This is a genomic window from Chryseobacterium sp. DZ-32 (assembly GCF_059587025.1).
On sequence record NZ_JCAIOM010000001.1, the window covers coordinates 333026 to 356036 of the forward strand.

18 protein-coding genes and 4 tRNA genes are annotated in these 23011 nt (G+C 37.5%); 17 read left to right on the plus strand and 5 right to left on the minus strand.

Translation table 11 applies throughout. The features are described from left to right. Positions 1-88 precede the first annotated feature (88 nt). The 8 genes from AC59HC_RS01565 (at position 89) to AC59HC_RS01600 (ending at position 9531) form a co-directional block, all read left to right on the plus strand. The gene (locus tag AC59HC_RS01565) at positions 89-988 is read left to right on the plus strand and encodes a GLPGLI family protein (RefSeq protein WP_202842234.1); all 900 of its coding nucleotides are present in this window, start codon (positions 89-91) and stop codon (positions 986-988) included. Between the two features lie 133 nt (positions 989-1121). After that, positions 1122-1376, plus strand: a complete 255-nt coding sequence (locus AC59HC_RS01570) for a FeoA family protein (RefSeq protein WP_082798751.1) — start codon at positions 1122-1124, stop codon at positions 1374-1376. Beyond that, positions 1376-3409 carry a ferrous iron transport protein B gene (feoB, locus tag AC59HC_RS01575; RefSeq protein ID WP_202842236.1) on the plus strand — a complete coding sequence of 678 codons (2034 nt, stop codon included), beginning with the start codon at positions 1376-1378 and terminating at the stop codon, positions 3407-3409. Before AC59HC_RS01570 ends, feoB begins: the two co-directional genes overlap by 1 nt. 218 nt (positions 3410-3627) lie before the next feature. Next, positions 3628-4644 (plus strand): DUF4421 family protein, encoded by a 1017-nt coding sequence (locus AC59HC_RS01580; protein ID WP_343642619.1) that lies wholly within the window; start codon positions 3628-3630, stop codon positions 4642-4644. 69 nt (positions 4645-4713) lie between these two features. Then, positions 4714-6096, plus strand: coding sequence for a phosphoglucosamine mutase (gene glmM, locus AC59HC_RS01585; RefSeq protein ID WP_110008918.1), 1383 nt, complete (start codon positions 4714-4716; stop codon positions 6094-6096). Positions 6097-6143: 47 nt separating this feature from the next. Beyond that, on the plus strand, positions 6144-6725 hold the full coding sequence (locus AC59HC_RS01590; protein WP_496557880.1) for a Crp/Fnr family transcriptional regulator: 582 nt from the start codon (positions 6144-6146) through the stop codon (positions 6723-6725). Between the two features lie 247 nt (positions 6726-6972). Next, positions 6973-7941, plus strand: coding sequence for a quinone oxidoreductase family protein (locus AC59HC_RS01595; protein ID WP_202842242.1), 969 nt, complete (start codon positions 6973-6975; stop codon positions 7939-7941). Positions 7942-8148: 207 nt separating this feature from the next. Then, entirely contained in the window at positions 8149-9531 is a 1383-nt protein-coding gene (locus AC59HC_RS01600) for a tetratricopeptide repeat protein (RefSeq protein ID WP_137904583.1), read from the plus strand. A gap of 43 nt (positions 9532-9574) precedes the next feature. Here AC59HC_RS01600 and AC59HC_RS01605 read toward each other — a convergent pair whose 3' ends face one another. Genes AC59HC_RS01605 through AC59HC_RS01620 form a run of 4 tightly spaced genes read right to left on the minus strand, consistent with a single transcriptional unit; the run spans position 9575 to position 12445 of the window. Next, entirely contained in the window at positions 9575-10441 is an 867-nt protein-coding gene (locus tag AC59HC_RS01605; RefSeq protein WP_202842244.1) for a hypothetical protein, read from the minus strand. Positions 10442-10488: 47 nt separating this feature from the next. Then, entirely contained in the window at positions 10489-11367 is an 879-nt protein-coding gene (locus tag AC59HC_RS01610; RefSeq protein WP_202842246.1) for a DMT family transporter, read from the minus strand. Beyond that, positions 11354-12007, minus strand: coding sequence for a leucyl/phenylalanyl-tRNA--protein transferase (gene aat / locus AC59HC_RS01615; RefSeq protein WP_496557881.1), 654 nt, complete (start codon positions 12005-12007; stop codon positions 11354-11356). Before aat ends, AC59HC_RS01610 begins: the two co-directional genes overlap by 14 nt. A gap of 60 nt (positions 12008-12067) precedes the next feature. After that, on the minus strand, positions 12068-12445 hold the full coding sequence (locus AC59HC_RS01620; protein ID WP_041461994.1) for a DUF3127 domain-containing protein: 378 nt from the start codon (positions 12443-12445) through the stop codon (positions 12068-12070). A 178-nt stretch (positions 12446-12623) separates the two neighbouring features. Here AC59HC_RS01620 and AC59HC_RS01625 point away from each other — a divergent pair. The 4 genes from AC59HC_RS01625 to AC59HC_RS01640 all read left to right on the plus strand — a co-directional run bounded on the left by AC59HC_RS01625 (position 12624) and on the right by AC59HC_RS01640 (position 13228). Next, positions 12624-12705 (plus strand) — tRNA-Leu (locus AC59HC_RS01625). A 77-nt stretch (positions 12706-12782) separates the two neighbouring features. Beyond that, a tRNA-Leu gene (locus tag AC59HC_RS01630) sits at positions 12783-12866 on the plus strand. Positions 12867-12985: 119 nt separating this feature from the next. Next, positions 12986-13067, plus strand: a tRNA-Leu gene (locus AC59HC_RS01635). Between the two features lie 77 nt (positions 13068-13144). Then, a tRNA-Leu gene (locus AC59HC_RS01640) sits at positions 13145-13228 on the plus strand. Positions 13229-13275: 47 nt separating this feature from the next. Here AC59HC_RS01640 and AC59HC_RS01645 read toward each other — a convergent pair. Continuing rightward, the gene (locus AC59HC_RS01645) at positions 13276-13914 is read right to left on the minus strand and encodes a helix-turn-helix domain-containing protein (protein ID WP_496557882.1); all 639 of its coding nucleotides are present in this window, start codon (positions 13912-13914) and stop codon (positions 13276-13278) included. 124 nt (positions 13915-14038) lie between these two features. On the opposite strand from AC59HC_RS01645, the gene AC59HC_RS01650 reads away from it, so the two are divergent. The 5 genes from AC59HC_RS01650 to AC59HC_RS01670 all read left to right on the plus strand — a co-directional run bounded on the left by AC59HC_RS01650 (position 14039) and on the right by AC59HC_RS01670 (position 22916). Continuing rightward, positions 14039-14434, plus strand: coding sequence for a type III secretion system chaperone family protein (locus tag AC59HC_RS01650; protein ID WP_343642597.1), 396 nt, complete (start codon positions 14039-14041; stop codon positions 14432-14434). A gap of 19 nt (positions 14435-14453) precedes the next feature. Beyond that, complete coding sequence (locus AC59HC_RS01655) at positions 14454-15155, plus strand: PspA/IM30 family protein (RefSeq protein WP_496557883.1); 702 nt, start codon at positions 14454-14456, stop codon at positions 15153-15155. Between the two features lies 1 nt (position 15156). Further along, a complete protein-coding gene (locus AC59HC_RS01660; protein WP_496557884.1) occupies positions 15157-15813 on the plus strand; it encodes a hypothetical protein in 657 nt (218 codons plus the stop codon). A gap of 124 nt (positions 15814-15937) precedes the next feature. Then, complete coding sequence (locus AC59HC_RS01665) at positions 15938-17959, plus strand: flotillin family protein (protein ID WP_496557885.1); 2022 nt, start codon at positions 15938-15940, stop codon at positions 17957-17959. Between the two features lie 154 nt (positions 17960-18113). Next, positions 18114-22916, plus strand: a complete 4803-nt coding sequence (locus tag AC59HC_RS01670) for a DNA repair ATPase (protein WP_496557886.1) — start codon at positions 18114-18116, stop codon at positions 22914-22916. The last annotated feature ends 95 nt before the right edge of the window (positions 22917-23011 follow it).

Sequence of the window (23011 nt, forward strand, 5' to 3'; positions counted from 1 at the left end):
GGAAGAATATTTTTTACTGGAAAATAAAATTTGAAAAAAACTGTAACAAAAGAAGACATATGATTACTAATTATATAAACTTGTTACAATGAAAAAGTTATTCTCTATATTTTTGATCACTCTGTTTGCTTTTGCAGGCGCTCAGGAGTCGAAAGAAACAGCCAACCGTTTCTTTTATGAACTGACTTTTAAGCCTAAGAAAGATTCAGCAAGAATGGATAAAATCATTACCATTCTTGATATCACGCCAAAAAAATCAATCTATCAGGATTATACAATGCCCGCTCAGGATTCTATCATTAAAGTTCAGATAGAAGAAATGGAGAAAACCAAATCTTTTAAGGATATGACCAAGTTGATTAGGTGGCCGAAATTTTCCTATAAAATTATTAAGACTTATCCTGACATGAAAGTACAGTATGTAGACAGAATCAGCAGAAATCTGTTTTCATATGAAGACGATCCGAAGCTGCAATGGAGTATTCTACCAGATAAACAAAAAATAGGCGCGTACAATGCTCAGAAAGCAACTACTGAATTTGGAGGAAGAACATGGACAGCATGGTTCAGTTCGGATATCCCTTTTCAGGATGGACCTTACAAATTTAAAGGACTTCCAGGGCTGATTGTAAAAATTGAAGATGGTGATAAAAATTACTCATGGCAGTTAAGCGGCAATAAAAAAATAGAAAACTACGAAGAATTATCTTATGCTGATAAGATTAATGCCAAAATGGGAATGATGAGCAATACAGTAACGCCTACATCAAAAGAAAAGTTTCTTAAATCTTATGAAGGATACAAAGCAGATCCTTTTGCAGAATCCCGTCCATATATGACTGCAGAGAATATGAGCAGACCAATGCCAGGAACAGATGGAACTGTAGGTGACTTTATGAAAAGACTTGAAAAACAAGTGAAAGATTTCTTCGGATCTAATGATAATCCAATAGAAAAAGAACAGCCTTCTGACAAGAAGAAAAAATAAGACTTCATATCAACTAAATTATATTTTGAATCACCCCAGATACAGCAATGTGTTTGGGGTGATTTCTTTTATGCTAAAACGTTATTTAGATTAAATTTAAATAGCGTATATTTGCAGGACTAAAAATTAGGCTTTGAAAGAGAAAGGATTACATAAATTAAGTGGATTCCCTAAAAACAAAATGGGGAAGATATTGGGATATGATAACGACCATCTTAAAATGCCCAATAAAATTATTGAAATGGGACTTCTTCCGGAGACCATTTTCAGAATTTTGTATCAGGCTCCGTTCAGCGGGCCAATGTATGTAGAATTTGGAGCAGAAAAAAGCCGGATTGCTCTTCGTGAGGAAGAAGGAGATTACATCATTGTTGAAGAATTGAATTAATGCAGGAAAACAAGAAAAAACAGATACTTTTAGTCGGGAATCCTAATGTAGGAAAGTCAACGGTTTTCAACACGCTTTGCAACAAAAAGCAGAAGACCGGTAACTACGCCGGCGTTACCGTTGCAAGTCATTCGGGGAACTATGTTTACAAAAACGAAGAAGTAGAGGTTATTGACCTTCCAGGTTCTTACAGTGTATACCCGAGTTCAGAAGATGAGGCTATTTTTTCCAAATATCTTATTGATGAGCAGAAAAACTATGCAGGAGTTGTTTATATTCTTGAAGCATTAAGTTTAAAAAGAGGACTGCTTCTGTTTCAGCAGATTCAGGATCTTGGAATTCCTATGATATTGATTGTCAATCAGATTGACCAGGCAGAAAGAAGAGGAATCACTATAGATATTCAAAAATTTTCCGAAGCATTAGGGATAAAAATTATTCAGACCAATGCCAAAGAACAGATCGGAATTGATACAGTAAGGGAAGCTGTTTATAATAACGAGTTTGTAAAAACAGATCAAGTTTCTTTCGAAACCCCGAATGAACACAGAGATTTTATTCAGAAACTGGCGGCACATAAAGGTTTCGATAATGAATATAAAGCCTGGATGAGCCTTTCATTGGGAACTGATCTTGGAAGAATCAGCGGAGTAATGGAACAGCTGAATGAACCGGATTCTAAAAGCTTAGTACCGAAAAGGCTGCAGGTTCAGGAAACCGTAAGAAGGTATCAGAATGTGGACAAAATTCTGGCTGATGTCATCTCTAAAAAGGCTCAGTTCAAAGAATTATTAACCGAAAAACTGGATAAAGTTTTAGTTCATAAATTCTGGGGTTATGTAGTCTTTTTAGCAATTCTGCTGATTATTTTCCAAAGTGTTTTCTTCCTTGCAGAATATCCGATGAGCTGGATTGAAGATGCATTCTCCTGGCTGGCTGCATTTACCAGCGAACATCTTCCTGAAGGCCCCATTAATTCATTGATTTCAAATGGAATTGTTCCTGGTATAGGAGGAATTGTGGTTTTTGCACCACAGATCGGAATTCTTTTGTATTTCCTTTACCTGCTCGAAGATTCAGGATATATGGCAAGAGTAGTATTCCTGATGGACAGACTGCTGCGCCCCTTCGGACTTAACGGTAAAAGTATAGTTCCGCTTGTATCAGGAACTGCCTGTGCAATTCCTGCGGTGATTTCTACAAGAAACATTGAAAATGTAAAAGAAAGATTGCTGACCATACTCGTAACACCATTCATGACATGTTCTGCGAGACTTCCGGTATACAGTATTATCATCGGACTGATTATTTCAGAAGGAACATTTTTAGGAATAAAATATAAGGCACTGGTATTGATGGGGATGTATCTTCTTGGCTTCCTGGTCGCTTTATTCTCCGCATCAATTCTCAAAAGATTTATTAAAAGCAAAGGAAAAACATATCTCGTAATGGATCTTCCTGCTTATAAAAAGCCGCTTTTCGGATATGATTTTAAAATGGTTTTAGGAAAAGTATGGGAATTCATTACGGGAGCCGGAAAAATAATTTTCATCGTAAGTATCATTATCTGGTTTTTAAGCTATTTCGGGCCAAGCCAAAAAACAAATGAGTTTGTAGCCACAGACGTTCACCTGGATCATTCTTACCTTGCTAAAATGGGTAAAGGAATAGAACCTGTAATTGCTCCTCTTGGTTACGACTGGAAAATGGGTGTAGGAATTCTTACAAGTTTCGTGGCAAGAGAAGTCTTTGTGGGAACAATGTCTACGCTCTATAGCCTGGAAGATGATGCTCCGGAAGTGAAAGTAATTGATAAAATGAGAAGAGATGTAAAACCCAACGGAGAAAAAGTCTTCAGTTTTGCAACCGGAATTTCGGTGCTTCTTTTCTACGCATTTGCAATGCAGTGTGTTTCTACACTTGCAGTAGTCTACAGAGAAACCAAAAGCTGGAAATGGACCAGTTTTCAGGTAGTCATGATGACAGGTTTGGCATATTTTGTGTCGATGATAGTATATCAGATTTTAAAGTAATGGACTCATCATTAATTATTCAGTACGTACTTGTTATACTAATTGTAGCATTCGCCTGCTATTCTTTATTTAAAGTACTTAAAAAGAATTTCGCTCCAAAGAAATTCAGCTCCAAAAGAACCCACTGCGATAAAGATTGCGGCTGTTCTTAATATTGGGTTCAACGGATATTGAAAAAAATGTAGTAATTTCATTTTTTCTAATATAAATTATTCGGGTTGAACTTTTTAAAAGCAGGATCATTAATAGTATTTTCTTTACTGGGCATTTTCGGAAAGGCACAAACAGATACCATAAATACCAAGTCTTACGCAGACAAGGTAATGATTCGTGTGAATCTTGACACCAATATTGAAAGCTATGTTTTCTCATCAGGAGAAGGTAAGAATGCGTTCAATATGGACCTGTCTATCAACAATAAAACGAAAACATCGTTTTCAATTGATTATAGAATAATAAGTGCGACAATATCATTTGCTCCCAGATTTTTAGAGGGAAATAATGATGATGAAATGAAAGGGAGAAGTTCTTACTCCGACTTAAGCTTCAGATTTTTTCCGGGAAGATTTATCCAAAATGTTTATTATAAAAATGTAAAAGGCTTTTATGTGGAAAACATGAAAGAATTATCTCCGGAATGGCAGGAAGGAAGAGATACATACATTCAGTTTCCTGATTTAAGGGTACAAACCTTTGGCGGGTCTACATCCTATGTTCTCAATAAAAATTTTTCAGCAAGAAGTATCTATACACAAGGAGAATGGCAGAAGAAAAGCCGCGGAAGCTGGGTACCGTTTATAGATTATGATCTTACTATTTTCAGAAATACTATTGACGGAGTTAAAAGCAAGAATACACAATATAATATAGGAGGCAATATTGGATATTTCTATAATTGGGTTATTGGAAAAAAAGTAAATATTTCACCTCATCTGGCTGTTGGGATTGGAGGTAAATTCTCCAGTTACAGAGAGCTTGATAACGGATCAACAAAACAAAATGCCCAATATGCAACTATAAGAATGCAGGGCGGTCTTCATGTGGGTTATAATACTGACCGGTTTCTGTTCGGAGGTAAAATAAATTTTAAAAGCTATGCCTACGATCAGAAAAACAGCCAGAGTGTAGAGAATAATAACCTTTATGGACTGTTATATATAGGGTATCGTTTTGCGCCACCGAAAATTGTGAAAAATACCTATGATAAAGTCCAAAAAAAGATTCCGGTTTTATAAGTTGAAGGGTCTTTTAAGTATCTTTGCGTTGGAAAATTTAGAGAAAACAAAATAAATTAAAAAAACATCATGTCATTAATAAAATCTATTTCCGGAATTCGCGGAACCATTGGTGGTAAAGTAAATGATAACTTAACACCGCTGGATGTTGTAAAATTCGCATCCGCTTTCGGAACCTGGCTTCAAAATAATAAAAACAAAAAAGATCTTACTCTTATCATTGGAAGAGATGCCAGAATTTCCGGCCAAATGGTTTCTTCCTTAGTTACAGCTACATTACAGGGATTGGGGATTAATGTGATAGATCTTGGCCTTTCTACAACTCCGACTGTTGAAGTAATGGTGCCTGAGCTGAATGCAGACGGAGGAATTATCCTTACCGCTTCTCATAATCCAAAACAATGGAATGCCCTTAAATTATTAAACGAAAAAGGAGAATTCATCAGCGGTGAAAACGGTGCTGAAGTTCTGGCTCTTGCAGAAAGTGAAGACTTCAACTATGCAGAAGTTGATGATCTTGGAAAATATGAAACAAGAGACGATGCTTTCGATATCCATATTCAGCAGATCCTGGATTTGCCAATGGTAGATGTGGATGCCATCAAAGCGAAGAACTTTAAGGTTGTTCTGGATGCGGTAAACTCTACAGGAGGGATTGCTATTCCAATGCTTTTGGATAAATTAGGTTGTGAAACCGTTAAATTATATTGTGAGCCAACAGGCCACTTCCCACACAACCCTGAGCCTTTAAAAGAACATTTGGGAGATATCTGCGAATTGGTGAAGAAAGAAAATGCAGATTTGGGAATCGTTGTAGATCCGGATGTAGACAGATTGGCCCTGATTGATGAAAAAGGAGAAATGTTTGGGGAAGAATACACCCTGGTTGCCGTTGCAGATTACTTACTGAAACATAAAAATGGAGTAGCTGTTTCTAATCTTTCTTCAAGCCGTGCTCTGAGAGATGTGGCACAGACTCACAACTCAGAATACTTTGCGAGCGCTGTAGGAGAAGTAAATGTAGTTACTCTGATGAAAGAGAAAAATGCTGTCATTGGAGGAGAAGGAAATGGAGGAATTATCTACCCTGATTTACATTACGGAAGAGATTCTTTAGTGGGGGTTGCACTGTTCTTAACGCATCTAGCCAAAGAAAATAAAACTGTCTCTGAACTGAGAGCAGGATATCCGGGCTATTTCATGGGTAAAAAGAAAATAGAGCTGACACCGGAGATTGATGTAGATGCTATCTTAAGCAAAATGGAGCAGGAATACAAGAATGAAGAAGTTTCTACAGTAGATGGTGTAAAAATAGACTTTGAAAACAACTGGGTTCACCTTAGAAAATCCAATACAGAGCCAATCATCAGAATTTATACTGAAGCTCAATCTCAGGAAGAAGCCGATCAGTTGGGAGATGATATCATTGCTAAAATCAAGAGTTTAATCTAATAATATAGGAAGAACGGGCATATTGTCCGTTCTTTTTTATATCAGAAATGTTTGAACATATCAAAGACAGATTTCCTTTCCCCAAAGAAAAGTGGAGAAAATTTCTGGGCAGTTTCCAGCGTATGGAAGTCCCTGCCAAGACTTTGCTTTTAAAAGAAGGCGAGGTGTCCTGTAATGCCTATTATATTGAAAAAGGTATGGTAAGAGCCTGGTACAATAACGACGGAAAAGATATAACATTCCAGTTTTTTCTTGAAAGTACCATGTTTTCATCCCTTGAAAGTTTTAAAAAAGGCCTGCCGAGTATGGTGTCATTTGAGACCATAGAACTATGTATTTTATACAGAATCAACAAACCTGATGTGGAAGCTTTCTTAGAAGAAGTTTATGAAAATCCAGAGCTCAGAAATTTCTTTATGGATGCTCTTTTTGAAAGAGTATTCGATTATATGAAACATTTCTTTTCATTCATTAAAGACTCACCACAGCAGCGATACCTGAACCTTGTCAGGCAAAAACCGGAAATTATCAAAAGAGTTCCGCAGCATTATATAGCTTCCTATCTTGGGATTACAACCGTACATCTCAGCAGAATCAAAAGTAAAATATTGAAAGAAAGATTGAAATAAGCGGGAAGATGGAAGCCGGAAGCCGGAAGTTTAAAAAGAAACTGCATAAATTCTGACTCATCTTAAATGCAATGTTCGCAAATAATAACAATATCATGTTTCCTAGCGACCGCAGCGTTTTAACTGTTTTAACTCTATTACCGTCTTTATAAACCCCCAGCTTCCTTTCCCAAAATCCAAAACTCATAACAAATGTTATCGCTTCGCAGCCTTCTTCCCTCCTAATTTTACGTAAAAATTAAAAAGAATGAAAGCAGCAGTAGTATTTGAAAAAGGAAGTATTCCACAATATGCAGATTTTCCGCCCCCTGAAGTAAAGGACAATGAAATTTTGATTTCTGTAAAAGCAGCGTCGATTAAAAACCTCGACAGGGCCAGAGCAGGTGGAAATCACTATTCAACTGAAAACCAGGAACACCAGCCGACAGTTATCGGAACAGATGGAGCAGGATATCTTCAAAACGGAGATAAAGTGTATTTTTTCAGCAAAAAAGGAACCGTAGCGGAAAAGGCAGTGGCTGATAAAAAAATGATCATTCCCATTCCTGAAAAACTGGACTTTTCTTTGGCGGCCGCATTACCCAATGCAATAATGGGATCCGCAATGGCCTTAAAATTCAAAGCAGGATTGCAACCGGGAAATACTGTACTGATTAACGGAGCAACTGGAATTACAGGGAAAATTGCCGTTCAGGTGGCCAGAATATATGGAGCAGGTAAAATTATTGTTACCGGTAGAAATGAAGAATCTCTGCAGTCTTTGCTTGAATTAGGTGCCGATGAGGTGATTTCGCTCAGGCTGGAAGATGATGATTGTAAGCAGAAAATAAAAGAAATTCATATGGAAACTCCTATAGATATTATTATAGACTATATCTGGGGGCATTCTGTAGAAGTTATACTGTCAGCTCTTAAAGGAGACGGAACTTTTTCGCATAAAACAAAACTCATAACAATAGGAGGAATGAGCGGTGATATCGTTCAGCTGTCTTCACAGATCCTAAGAGGAACCGATATTCAGATTTCAGGATCAGGATTGGGAAGCTGGACTAAAGAAGAATCTCACCTCCTGTTCTCAAAAATCATCCCTGAAATGTTTCAGGCAGCAACAGAAGGAAAAATTAAAATGGAAACACAGGATGTTGATATTAAAAATATCGAAACTGTATGGAATGCTGAGATACAAAGTGGAAAACGCCTGGTCATAAGAATTTAACCCCAATTTCCGTTTTTTTATCCACAATCCTTTTATCGGTTTTCTTTTTTTACTATTTTTATAATAGAAATTTATGAAATGGAATATTCAAAAAAAAGTTGCAACTTTGCATAAATATTTGAATATCAGTTTCAGATATATTATTAATTAAACGTTTGCCGAGGTTTGTAAGCAAATTCAGACATCAGGCCGACAAAGAGGACACTATTGGAAGAGTATTTTGGAAATGAACTTGTAAAAAAGTTCGAGGAAATGATGGAAAACAATGACGAATTCTACTTTGATACAGAAGAGTTGGAAGATATCATTGTTTATTATTTGGAGCTTGGTGATTTTAATTACGCTGACATGGCTGTTAATTATGGACTGAAGCTTCACCCTAATTCGTTGGATATTAAGATCAAAAGACTTGAAATCCTTCTGGAATGGGAAGACTATAATACGGCGAAAGAACTTATTGACGAACTGAAAGGCGCTTCTATGGAGAATACAGACTTTTTGGTTTGTTACGCCAAGTATTATTCGAACCTAGGAAATCCCAGAAAATCCATTGAAATCTGCAAAAAAGCTTTGACATTAGAGGAAGAAGAAAACTTTCTCCACAACTTTATTGCGGACGAATATGTGAATCTCGGAGATCCTTTTAACGCTCTTAAACATTACAGGAAAGCACTGAAGGAAGATCCTACGGATGAATATTCGCTGGAAAATGCTATGGTATGCTTCAGTGACCTGAATAAGAGTGAGGAGGCTATTGCCTTTCTTAATGAATATTTAGATGAATTCCCTTATTCTGAAACCGCCTGGTTTGAATACGGACAATTCTATTTTAACAGAAAAAATTATGATGAAGCGATAAGAGGCTACGACTATTTACTGGCAATCAACTCAAACTCTGTAGGAGTATATGCCAATAAAGCAGCTTGTTATGAAGCTTTGGGACAATACCAGAAGGCGATCGAAACGTATGAAGAAATGCTGGAGCTGGAATACACAAAGGCATTTACTTTTTATAAGATCGGATTATGTAATAAGGCCTTAAAACAGCCTATTTTGGCTTTAAATGCATTCCAGAAATCATTAAGAGAAGACCCTCAGTTTTATCTTGCCATGATGGAACAGTCTTATCTTTACGAAGAAATGGGCGGAATGTCTGAAGCATTGCATTTTGCCAAAGAAGCTACCCAGCTGAATGAAAACAATCTTGATTATCAAAAGAGATTAGCGTTCTTATTCATCGATTCAGGAAAATTTGAAGAAAGCCTTTCCTGTCTTAAAAAACTGGTAGATGCAGAACCTTCAAGGTTTTACAACTGGTATGCCTATTCAGAAGTTTTGATGTTAGTAGGAGAGTATGAAGATGCGGTAACAGTCTTGAACAGAGCCATAAAAAAACATTACAGAGCAGAACTTTTTTATCAGCTGAGCAATTGCTATTACAATCTGAAAGATCAGGATAAAGGTTTTGAATCTCTTCAAAAAGCATTGGAACTTGATCCTTCTTTAGCAAAGGATATGCAGAAAAAATATCCTTTCATTAAAGATGAGGTGAAAAAGGTAAAAGCCAGTAAAGTGAAGAAAAAGAACTAGAATAACCTAAAATAAAAGAAAAACCTGCAGAAATGCAGGTTTTTTATTGATAATTGTATTCGTAGAAAAACTTATCCGGGACACTGCTGTTCGGGTTTCCATTTGTATCAAGCGATTGCCTGCTTTCTTCAGATGGGTAACCGGCAGTATTAAAAGTTGTTGTATACTTATGCTGAGTTGTTCCGGTTGCTGTTCCCCCTCCGGCTGTAGTTTGGGTAAATTCTCCCTTATAAGCACTTAAGCTGTTCTTGATATTTGAGAATAACATGCTTATGCCATCGCTGCTCTCATTTCCATTAAAGATAATTTTGTCAAAACCTTTTACATTTTTGAAAGGATAGTTTTTATCCGTGTATGTATAAGTCTCTTTTTCTGTATAGTTAACGGTATTTCCATTGACAATTCCGGTTCCTGAGCCTGCATTGCTTACCATATTTCCATTATTATACGTGATTACACTGTTGATAATAGAAGAACCTGCCGCTCCTGAATTCGTTTGTTTTTTTACGCTGATTTCTGTAGTACTGGTATAGGTATAAGTAAATGTAACAGTGTTCTGTACGGTTCCGGTTGTAGAATATTCCTTCGTAACCGCTGTTGACATACGCCCGTTATTATATCCATATTCAACAGTGCTTTCAAGAATATTATTTTCGTAATGTTTAATGCCTGTAATATAATCATCGGTATACGTGAACTCAATTCTTTGCCCGTGATTAATATTGTTAATCATGCTGATGATTTTAGTTCCGTTGTAATTGATTTTCATGACAATCCCGTCCATTGTCATCTTTGTAGGAAGAATCACATTTTGATTAGAAGGATCACTGTTATCAAAAGGGGTATCATCAGAACTGGAGCATGATATTGCAGATAAGGCTACAGACCAAAAAAATAGAAGTTTTTTCATAGTTATAAGTTAAATCACCCAAATATAATTTAATTTATAATATGATTTTATTTTTTCGGATTGGTTCTTAAAAAGATGAGGCCGCCAATGATAATACCTGCACCTGTCAATTGTAAGTATGTCAGTTTCTCACCATCTATAATTCCCCAGATAATAGCCACAATAGGCATCACTAAAGTAACGGTGGATGCAAAAAGAGGGGAGGAAACTTTAAGTAAACGATAATTCATCATCATCGCCAGACCTGTTCCGAAAACGGATAACAGGCTGACAAACATAAGCCCCATCAGATTATCTTTCGAAAAACTGAATTCCGAAAAGAATCCTGTCCCTGTAAGCGCAAGAATGGAAGGCAGCAATAAAACAAAAGAGAATACAAAAGCAGATAAAACCGTAGAAGAGACTTCCATAAGCTTTGATTTTACAGTGGTTGTACTCAGTGCATAGCATAAAGTTGCCAATAACAGCAAGAGAATCGGAATCATTTTCAGTTCTGCGCTGTCACCACCTCCAAATGCCAGAATACAGACTCCTGTAAAGCTTATCAGTGTCCCTATAATCTGTTTTTTTGTCGTTTCAAACTTCCATACCAATGCGCCCACAATAATCACAAAAATAGGCATCATTGAGTTGATAATTCCGGCAATGCTGCTGCTTACTTCAGTTTCTGCAATCGGAAATAAAAACATAGGAATGAAATTTCCTGTAAAAGCAGCCAGAATTAACCACTTCAGATGTTTTCTGGGAAAAAGTTTATAATTGGAAATCGCGACCGGAAGTAAAATAATTCCGGCAATAAGAACCCGTAAAGAACCTACCTGAAACGGATTAAAATGTTCCAGTGATTTTTTGATCAAAATAAAAGATGATCCCCAGATAATACTCAGGACAATCAGAAGAACCCACTTTTCTTTATCTGCGTTCATTATTTTCGTGTAAGATTTTTAGAAATTCTTTTTTGGGAATCATTTTTGCCCCCAAGCTTTCCAGGTGTTCTGTATGGGATTGACAATCAATTAACTCAAGGCTGTTTTTATTGCTTTCCACAAAGTTGATAAAGCCCGCTTTTGAAGCATTACTTACCTTGGCAAACATGCTTTCTCCGCAGAATACATTTCCAATCTGCAACCCGTAAAAACCCCCTACAAGTTCTCCTTCCTGCCATACTTCAATACTTTTGGCCAAACCGTATTGATGAAGCTGGATAAAAGACTCCATCAGTTCATCAGAAAGCCACGTTCCCGACTGCCCTTTTCTTGTAGCCTGCTGGCAATTTCTGATTACCTCCCTGAAATTCTTATTCTCGGAGAAAGTAAAAACATTTCTGTTGAGTATCTTTCTCATAGATTTTGAAACTTTTAATTCTTCAGGAATAAGCACAAACCTTGGATCGGGACACCACCAAAGGATTTCCTCTCCGGGGTTGTACCAGGGAAAAATACCGAGCTGATAAGCAAACCAGATACGCTCTACGGACAGGTCGCCACCAAAAGCAACCACTCCCTCATGGCCATCATACAGCTCCGGGTCGGGAAATGAAATCTCGTTTTCGTCTAATCGGACCATTTTTAGCAAAAAAATCCCACTTCAAAAAGTAGGATTTATAATTGATCTTTTATTCTTTAATTAGAAAGGTAAATCATCATCGTCGTCTCCGGCAAAAGGATTCTCATTAGAAACCGGGGATGCAGACTGCTGAGGCATTGCCTGAGTAGGTTCTGAAGCATTATCAAAAACTTTCTCTACTCTCCACCCTGTAATAGAGTTGAAGTATTTAGTTTCACCCTGCGGAGAAACCCATTCTCTACCTCTGATGTTGATTCCTACCTTTACGTTTTCTCCTTCTTTAAGGTTATCTAATAAACTGATTTTATCAGATAAAAATTCTATGTTTATCGGCTGTGGATACTGTTCCTGGGTCAAAATAACCATTTCTCTTTTTTGAAACCCGCTCGCAAATGTTTGAGCATCAAAAAGTTTCTTTACCGTTCCTTGTAATTCCATATCGTAAATATTAACGATGTAAAAGTAAGAAAATGAAATGTAATAAAAGAAGCTGTGAAAAAAAAATGTGGAAATTTTATTTTTTTTTCCTGAAAAGTTTGGTAGTAAAGGAAATTGTCCTATATTTGCACTCACAAAAACGAAGCAAGCTCTTTAAAACTTACAATATAAAAAACCAGCGGATGTGGTGTAATTGGTAGCCACGCCAGACTTAGGATCTGGTGCCGTGAGGCGTGGGGGTTCGAGTCCCTTCATCCGCACAATTCGAAAAGGGCTCTTTAGAGGCGTTAAGAAGGTTGGAACCTCTGGTTCGAATCTTTTTTTTTGCCCACACCATGCCCTGGTGGTGGAACTGGTAGACACGCAGGACTTAAAATCCTGTGTCCGCAAGGACGTACGGGTTCAAGTCCCGTCTGGGGTACAAGACCCTCTGTAATATCTTACGGAGGGTTTTTTGTTTTAATAGAGAGTGTTCTTTAAATAAAAATCTTATATTTGTAAGAAATCAGGTTGAATCTGAGTATTCAGATCAGCGAATCAGCGGATGTGGTGTAATTGGTAGCCACGCCAGACTTAGGATCTGGTGCCGTGAGGCGTGGGGGTTCGAGTCCCTTCATCCGCACAATTCGAAAAGGGCTCTTTAGAGGCGTTAAGAAGGTTGGAACCTCTGGTTCGAATCTTTTTTTTTGCCCACACCATGCCCTGGTGGTGGAACTGGTAGACACGCAGGACTTAAAATCCTGTGTCCGCAAGGACGTACGGGTTCAAGTCCCGTCTGGGGTACAAAGCCCTCTGTAAAAGATTACGGAGGGCTTTTCTGTTTGTAACCTTTAGAGTATCTGACTGTTTCCCGTTTTCTTTTCCAGCCTTTCCAGTCTTTCAAAAATACCAGTGAAGATATTCTTGTTTCCTGTCGAAAAGTATCCTACAATCTTAAAGTATTCCTGATCGTTTTTGTTTTTTAGTTGATTATCTGTTGCGTATTGAAGGTTTCCATTGATATGAACCAGTAGATTGTTAATAGGTTCTGTTTTCGGATCTGCTTTGTTCAGAAATAAAATATCACCGGATTGATACTGGGGAAGCAGTGTTTTTTCAGGCGAAAACTCATAGACCAGATCAACAGATGCTAATATTTTTTGCAATAGTGCCGTGTTTGGATTATTTTCTTCTGTGTTTGTTTTTGCTTCTTTGCTATTTTGAATAGCCAGCTCCGGGAAAAGCATCAGCTGATCAATGTCTGAAACACTTACTAGCTGGTTTACCTGAAGGGTTTCAGTCAGTAATTTATCAAGATTAAGATTAAAATGATTCGCTACCTTTAGTATAGTTTCTATCTTAGGTTCTGCGCGCCCTTCCTCGTAAGAGCTGATCACTCCTCTGTTTAAATCAAATAAATCAGCAAAAGCCTTTTGGCTTAGTCCTTTCACCTGTCTTATTTTTTTAATATTAGTTCCAAAGAAGCTCATTTTGTCTAATCTTTTTTGCAAAGATAGAGAATCTGGAATAAATAATTGCTAATAATATTTGCAATTTGAAAATTTTATTTTATATTTGTGTAGACGAAAAAAATAAAACACTAAACCAGCCATCATGAGAAATCAAATATTCAGAACGGTTAAAGAATGGTTGTTAGATTATGAGTTCAACATCACGCTGGAGGATGAAGCTCAGAGAATCTTAATCATTGAAAAAGAATCCAACGGAATAAAAAACATGATCCTTATCGTGTCAGACTCTATTCTGATCATGGAACAGTTTCTTTTTGAAATTAAAAATCCCACCGAAAAAATTTTTCTGAGATTGCTTCAGAAAAACAGAGACATTGTTCACGGGGCATTCGCATTGGACGGTACAGGAAGACGTGTGATTTTCAGAGATACGCTTCCCACTGATAACATGGCACAAAACGAAGTAATGGCTTCCATTAATTCTTTAGGAATTTTGGTGGGGGAATTTACAACAGAAATGCTGGAAATGAGTAAGTAATTCACAAAAGATATTTAAAATGAACATTTTCAAAAGATTGTTAACGATAGGAAAAGCAGAGATCCATTCTGTGATCGACAGCTTTGAAGACCCGATCAATTTAACGGAAGAGGGAATCCGTGAAATGAAAGAACAGCTGGGAAAAAGTATAGAAGCACTTGCCCAGTTGAAAGCCCTTGCTATACGTAAAAAGAACGAAGCAGAGACAGAAGGGCAGACTGCCAAAGATTACTATAATAAAGCTATAGTCATTGTTCAGAAAGCAGAAAAAGGAGAGGTAGAAACAGCAGAAGCAGACCGTCTTGCCAAAGAAGCTCTGAAAAGGCAGACTGCTTCTCAGGAAAATGCAGATGCTCTTCAGAAAGAACATGAAAAACTATATGATGAATGCGAAAAAATGCAGGGAAATATCAACCACCTGAAGTCAAGCATTGCCAAATGGGAAAATGAACTGAAAACCCTGAAAGCAAGAGTTCAGGTGAGTGAAGCCACAAAAGATATCAATCAGAAGATGACCCAGATGGATACCGGAAGCACGGTAAGCATGCTGGAAAAACTGAAGGATCGTGTTGTACAGCAGGAAACCTTGGCAGAAGCTTATTCTGATCTTTCAAAATCAGGAAAAAACATTGATGATGAGATAAATGCCATAGTAAACAATAGCGATACAAAGGCTGAAGAAGCTTTAAACAGATTAAAAGAAACACTAAAAAAAGGCTAATATGACCTTTCAGGAATTTTTAAATGTAGCATTTTCTCCGGTGAATACGGTGCTAACAGTCCTGCTCGGGCTTTCAGTGATCTATTGGCTCTTTACCATTCTTACAGGGCTGGATATAGATGTGGGAATTCATTCCGACGTAGATGTGGATGCAGATATAGACGTTCCGGATGGCCATGTTCATACCCCTGATCATGATCCTTCAGCATGGATGCACTTCCTGAAATTTCTGAATCTGGATATCGTTCCTATAACGTATTTTCTCACCCTTTCACTGCTGATTACCTGGCTGGGGTCATTTTATCTGAATTATTTCATTCCACTTCCTACATGGGCAGGAATACTGATTATATTCCCGCTGATGATTGGAGGAATGCTGTTAACCAAAATCATTCTGAAACCGCTGAATCCCTTTTTTAAGGAAATCAATCATAAAGGTGAATTATCGTACGCCTTTTTAGGAAGAGAAGGCCGCCTGAAATCAAGCATTCAGGATGATAAAATAGGGATGATGGAAGTCTTTATCGGAAGCGATCCTATGACGCTGATGGTGAGAAGTAAAGACGGAAGCAGGCTGGAGCATGGAACCCGGGTTATGATTGTAGATGAGGAACCCGAAAAAAGGATTTACTACGTACAGAAATCAATAAGATATTAAAATAAAAAACTAATAACCATGCTAACTATTTTTTTGATCTTGCTGAATTATATCCAGGATATCATCTTCCAATTCTTATAAAAACAAAAAAACACATCTATATAAACTATAAACTTATAAAACTATGAACTTACCTTTAATTGCTGGAATTGTTGTTGCTGTCGTAGCGTCAATCGGATTGATTTTCTGGATTTTATCGATGTATAAAAAAACTGTTCAGGGAATTGTTATTTTAAGAACTGGTTATGGAGGTACAAAAGTCTTCTTTAATGCCGGTATTGTCATTCCCATTATCCATCGTATGGAATCTATGGATATCTCTGTAAAAAAACTGGAGATTTCAAGAGAAGGAAGAGCAGGATTAATCTGCAAAGACAATATGAGAGCAGATATTCAGGTGGCGTTTTTTATCCGGGTCAACAAATCAGTAGATGATATTGTGAATGTAGGTCAAACTATTGGTTGTCAGCGTGCTTCAGACGCCCAGACATTAAGAGAACTTTTTGAAGCTAAATTTTCGGAAGCTCTTAAAACGGTAGGAAAGAAATTTGATTTTACAGAATTATACGAAGCAAGAAGCGAGTTCCGCCAGGAAATCCTTGATATCATCGGAACAGATCTTAATGGCTATGTTCTGGACGACTGTGCGATAGACTACCTTGAGCAGACTTCTATTGACAAACTGGATAAAGATAATATCCTTGATTCTGAAGGGATTAAAAAAATTACTGAACTTACGGCCACTCAGAATATCAAAGCCAATCAGGTTCGTCGTGATGAAGAAAAAACCATTACAAAACAAAATGTAGAAGCCAGAGAAGCCATTCTGGAACTTGAAAAACAGCTGGCAGAAAAAGAAGAATCTCAAAAAAGGGAAGTGGCTAATATCAAAGCCCGTGAAAATGCAGAAATTCTGAAAGTAGAAGAAGAAGAGCGTCTGAGATACGAAACTGTTCGTATTGCTACAGAAGAAAAATTGCAGATTGCAGAAGAAAATAAACTTCGTCAGGTCGTTATTGCTGCCAAAAATAAAGAACGTGCAGATCTGGTAGAAACCGAAAGAGTATTAAAAGATAAAGCCCTTGAAGCTACAGAAAGAGAAAGAATTGTCTCTCTTGCTCAGATTGAAAAGGAAAAAGCAATAGAACTGGAGAAAAAAAGTATTCAGGATGCGATCCGCGAGCGTTTAACCATGGAGAAAACCGTAGTAGAAGAGCAGCAGGGAATCAAAGATCTGGAAGCTTTCAAAACTGCAGAAAGAAACAAGCAGGTAGAAATTACCGTTGCCACTCAGGAAGCAGAGAAAAAGCTGATCGAGGAAACAAGAGCTGCAGAATCCCGCAGATTGGCAGCAGAAAAAGATGCTCAGAAATATGTCATTGAAGCACAGGCGAAGAGAGATGCAGCAGAAAAAGAAGCTGAAGCCCGTAAGATCATTGCAGACGCGAAAGCAAAAGAAGAAGCAACTGTAGGATTATCAGAAGCTCAGGTAATGCATGCGAAAGCAGATGCTGCAGAAAGACAAGGTGTTGCAGAAGCAACTGTTATTGAGAAAAAAGCTGATGCCAACAAAAAAGAAGGAATTGCTCAGGCAGAAGTTATCAAAGAAAAAGCATTGGCAGAAGCAGCAGGAATCACAGAGAAAGCAGAAGCCATGAAGAAACTGAACGATGCCGGAAAAGACCACGAAGAGTTCCGTCTTCAATTGGCAAAAGAAAAAGATGTGGAACTGGCTCAGATCGCTATTCAGAAAGATATTGCAGAAGCGCAGTCTATGGTTCTGGCAGAAGCCTTCAAATCTGCAAAAATTGATATCGTAGGAGGGGACAATACTTTCTTCGACAATGTTATAAGACAGGTTTCTGCAGGAAAAGGGCTGGATAAGTTCATCAGCCACAGCGAAAACGCACAGATTGTAAAAGAAAACCTTCTGGGTGATGGAGAAAATATCATCGGAAAAGTGATGGGAATGGTGGATAAATATAAAATCTCTTCTGATGACATCAAAAATATGAGCATTGCTTCTTTGATCTTTAAACTGAATGGCGTAGCCAATCAACAGGAAAAAGGAATTCTGGAAAGAGCTCTGGACATGGCTAAACACCTGGGTGTGGAGTACAAGCCGGTGAATAACAACCATGTTTAATACAAGAGTGCTTTAAATGCTTAAAAGATTCTAACACTCAAACCTTATAGGTTTTTAAAACCTATAAGGTTTATATCAAAAAAATTTTCAAAGTACCACAAGTTATACAAAGAACTGCTGTAATTCAGCAGTCATGACAACCTAAATAAAAACGATGTCAGAACAACTTAATTCCGGAACTTACGAAATTATTCAGAACCGTTTAAATGAGCAGAAGAATGATCTGATTCTGAGACTTCAACAGCTTAATGAAAACCGTAAAAATATATTTGGCGGAGTAGATTTTTCGCTTGTAGCCAATGAAAGAATTTCTACGGATCACAGCTGTATTGCCAAAGATATCTATTCACTGGGTGACCACCTGATTTTCGGGTCTAATGCACATCTGGGACTTCAGACGGAAATCAATATTTCGGACGTTTTTTCAATATATACAATCAATAATGACCGGTTTGAACCTCAGGATCACACCCTGATCAATGATGAGGTTTTCATTGACGAGTTTAAAAACCTTTACAAATATTACAGAAATACTTTCTTTGCAAGATTTACCTTCACGGAAAACTATCTTTATATGGTTTTTCAGCTGTCGGAAAGTACTACAGATATCAAAGCCTTTAAATGGCTGATTAAAGGGAATCAATTGACGTATATCGATTCGAGAAGTGCCTCCGAAACCTCATATCCTCAGCAGCATGGCTTTGTATGGACAAAGGCAACAAGAGATATGCAGAGATCCGGAAAACATCCTCATATTTCCTTAGCAGATAAAGTTTTTGTAGAAAGCATCGGTGGAGATATTACCATCAAAGTAGAAGACAATACAGATACCGGGAAGGGAATTTATTCTGAAGATGTCATTCACAAAGATCAGAATCTGGATGATGCAGAGATTCATTTCTGTGATCTGGATAATCTTGTTTTGTTTAAAATAAAGCCTTATCAGGAAACAGAACGCTATTTTATTTATAACCACAAAGAAAAAACCGTTTCCAGAGCAGATGCTCTTAAATATTCGGGGCTTTTGCTTCCCGAAAATCAAGGGGTATTGTTTTCAAACGGATATGCGCTTCAGACCGGAGGATTAAAAGTGATTTCTCAGGATCAGAACAGGCTTTACTATCTAAAAACCATTACGGAACCAAACGGAGAGAACTTTTTGTATGTTTTTTATGATGATAAAACGAATAACTATCAGCTTATTTCTTACAATATCATTACCCAGACCATAGAAACTCCCATCCGCTGTAGTGGATTTACGTTTTTGCAGGACGGGAAACTGATCTATCTCAGAGAAAGCATAGAAACAACCAAACATCATCTGTCCCAGATCTGGCAGACTCCTTTTTCTAAAGAACTGTTACCCAATATTGAAAAAGCAGACAGTTTACTTTACAAAATAGGAAATAAGGATATTGTACGAGTCATGGCAGAAAGCCAGGAGCTGATTACACTTTTAAATAAAAAAGATTCTTACAGTGGTTTATATGATGATATCGTAAAGCTCTCAACCTTTATTCTGGATACTTACTATTTCCTTGGTGAAGATGAGGTCCAGAAGCTTGATGCACCATTGAAGGAGATCAGAGCGATTGCCCATTCTGCCATCAATGAATACGAAAAAGTAGTAGAACAGAGAAAAAATACAGAAGAAGCTTTAGAAAAGATAAAACAGTCCTGTGAGAAAATTCTTGATGATACCAAAAGGCTTCATTATTCTCAGCTTACAGAGTATATTGATGTCCTTTCTCAGATCAGAACTTTAAGGGGAGAAGTGACAGGAGCAAGAGAGTTTAAATATGCAGACACTGCTTTGCTGGATAAATTGGAAAAATCCCTTGCAGACCGTTATACAGAACTTTCAAATGCCTGTGTGGAATTTCTGCTTCAGGAAGGAGCATTATTGCCATACGAAGAAAGAGCACAGCAGATTTCCGAAGATATCATTGGATTACAGAAAGCCATTGATGCCAAAACAATTGAAGAAAATATCAATACGCTTTCCGGGCAGCTTGAATTATTGGTGGATATCGTTAATAACCTTAAAATTGAAGATACCTCCCAGTCTACCCAAATTATTGAAAACATCTCTTTGATTTTTGCCAGGCTGAATCAGGAAAGACTTGGGCTCAGCAAAAGAAAAAGAGAAATTTCAGGAAAAGAACTGGCTTCAGATTTTCAGGCTCAGATTACCTTATTTGACCAGTCTGTAATCAATTTTCTGGAGCTTTCGCAAACTCCTGAGAAATGTGATGAATATCTGACCAAACTTTCTATTCAGCTGGAAGAAATGGAAACGAAATTTATTGATTTCGAAGAATTCATTCAGCAGATAGGAATCAAAAGAGAAGAGGTTTACGGACATTTCCAGAATAAAAGGGTACAGCTTACCGAAGCAAGAAATAAAAGGACGCAGAATCTTTTTGATGCTGCACAGAGAATCCTGAAATCGGTACAGACCAAAGCAGAATCTTTTGACTCAGAAAATGAGATCAATGGCTATTTTGCAGCAGATCTGATGGTAGAGAAAGTGAGGGATCTTTCCAGGCAGCTTGCAGAACTGGAAGATTCAGCAAAATCGGAGGAGGTTCAGACCTTGTTAAAAACCCAGCAGCAGGAAGCCGTAAGAAAGCTGAAAGATAAAAAAGAGATCTATGCAGACGGGGAAAGTATTATTGCATTGGGAGACTATAAATTTGCAGTCAATCAGCAGAAGCTGGACCTTACTTTGGTGCTAAGAAATGCTCAATATTACTACCACCTTACCGGAACCAGCTTTTATGAACCTTTAAACTTTACAGCTGATGAATTCAAAGAAGTATGGAATCAGGAATTTGTTTCGGAAAATAGCAAAGTAAAAAGGTTTGAATATCTTGCCTGGAATGTGTTTTCCGCTCACAAGGAAATAACCTCAGAGGCTGAAAACGAAAAGGCTGTACAGGAGTTTACAGCAGAGCATTTCGGAGAAGGACTGGTAAAAGGAATTCATGATAAAGATGCTGAGACAATTGTATTGAAACTTCAGCAGATGCACAATGAACTGGGACTGATGAGGTTCACAGCAGAGGAAAGATCATTAGCACAGCTTTTCTGGTTTTTCCTGGAAAATGATAAAAAAGAATATTATACCAAACAGTTTGAAGCAGCCGCTATTATTGCTGAATCATTCACTATAAAGCAAGGATTTGAGTATTTAAGCAGAGAACTTTCAGAAGAAATGAAATCTTTTGCATCAGCCCATGGTATTTTTAAAGAAACGGATTGTATCAATGCTGCCACCTACCTGAAACAGGAAGATAAAGAAAACTTCCTGATTTCAGAAAAAGCAGCAGCATTGTATGAATTGTTCCTGAAAGAACTGAAGGAAAAAGGCAAAGACCTTGAGTTTATTAACCAGCTAAAGGTGATGTATGAATATCCTAAGGCATGTTATTATATTGCGGAAAGCGCGGTAAATGCCTTTGGTTCAGAGGTTAACCAGGATATTATGCCGGAGGTGGCAGCATTTATCATTACCCAAAAATTTGATCCGAAAAATATCAAACACATTGCGTATGAAGTAGCCATAAAAGAGCTGAAGTCGCTTGAAAAAGAGACAGAATATGATCTTAACTACTTTGAGTTTGTATCCCGCCTTAGCCATTTTAATACAGTTACCGTTCCTAAATACAAACAGCTTCAGGAATTGAAATACAACTGGGTAGATGAAAAGAAAAAAGCATTGAAGCTGGATACTTTCAAGCCTCAGGTATTAAGCTCATTTGTGAGAAATAAACTGATTAATGATGTTTATTTTCCTCTTATCGGAGCGAATCTTGCCAAGCAATTGGGAACAGCAGGTTCAGACAAAAGAACAGACAGAATGGGAATGCTTCTTCTAGTATCTCCACCCGGATACGGAAAGACAACCCTGATGGAATATATGGCAGAGCGTATGGGACTGGTATTTATGAAGATCAACGGACCATCTTTAGGATACGATATTGTATCAACAGACCCTTCTGAAGCCAAAAATGCTGGGGCAAGACAAGAGCTTGAAAAACTGAATCTTGCGCTGGAAATGGGAGATAATGTTATGCTTTATCTTGATGATATCCAACACTGTAATCCTGAATTTTTACAGAAATTCATCTCTCTTGCAGACGGACAGAGAAAGATTGAAGGAATATACAATGGAGAAAGTAAAACTTATGACCTTCGATCCAAAAGATTCTGCCTTGTCATGGCTGGAAATCCATACACAGAGAGTGGAGAAAAGTTTAAAATTCCGGACATGCTGGCCAACCGTTCAGATACATACAATCTGGGAGAAATATCCGGATCGAAAACAGACCTTTTTGACCTGAGTCTTATTGAAAATGCTTTAATGTCTAATGAATATCTGACCAGGCTGACCAATCCGGGAATTGAAAATCTGTATGAACTCTATGATTGTGTGATTACAGATAATCCTGCCGATAACCTGAAAGGAAATTTCAGCTCCAGTGAAATATCAGATTTCAGATCAGTACTGAAAAGCACGATCACAGTGAGAAATATGGTGTTGAAGGTGAACAAAGAATATATCGCGTCCGCAGCCATGTCAGACGATTACAGAAATGAACCGCCATTCAAACTACAGGGATCTTACCGTAATATGAATAAGCTGATTGCACAAATACAGCCTATTCTTAAAGATAATGAAGTTACCCAGATTGTCCTGAATCACTATCAGAATGAATCTCAGACACTGACAACCGGAGCAGAAGCCAATATGCTGAAACTGAAAGAACTGATAGGAATTCTTTCAGAAGAAGAAACAGAACGATGGAATGAAATAAAGAAAACCTTTGTTAAAAATAAAACTCTGAAAGGACTGGGTGAAAATGATAGAATGTCGCAGATTGTAGCACTGCTTGCGCAATTCGGAGACGGACTGGAAGGAATCAAAGAAGCTCTTAAAAAAGCAGAACAATAACCATGAGACTTTAAATAGTTGTCAACAGACTGTTTCTATGTGAAACAGTCTGTTTTTTATTTCTATGCTATTATCAATTGTGCGAATAACGATTT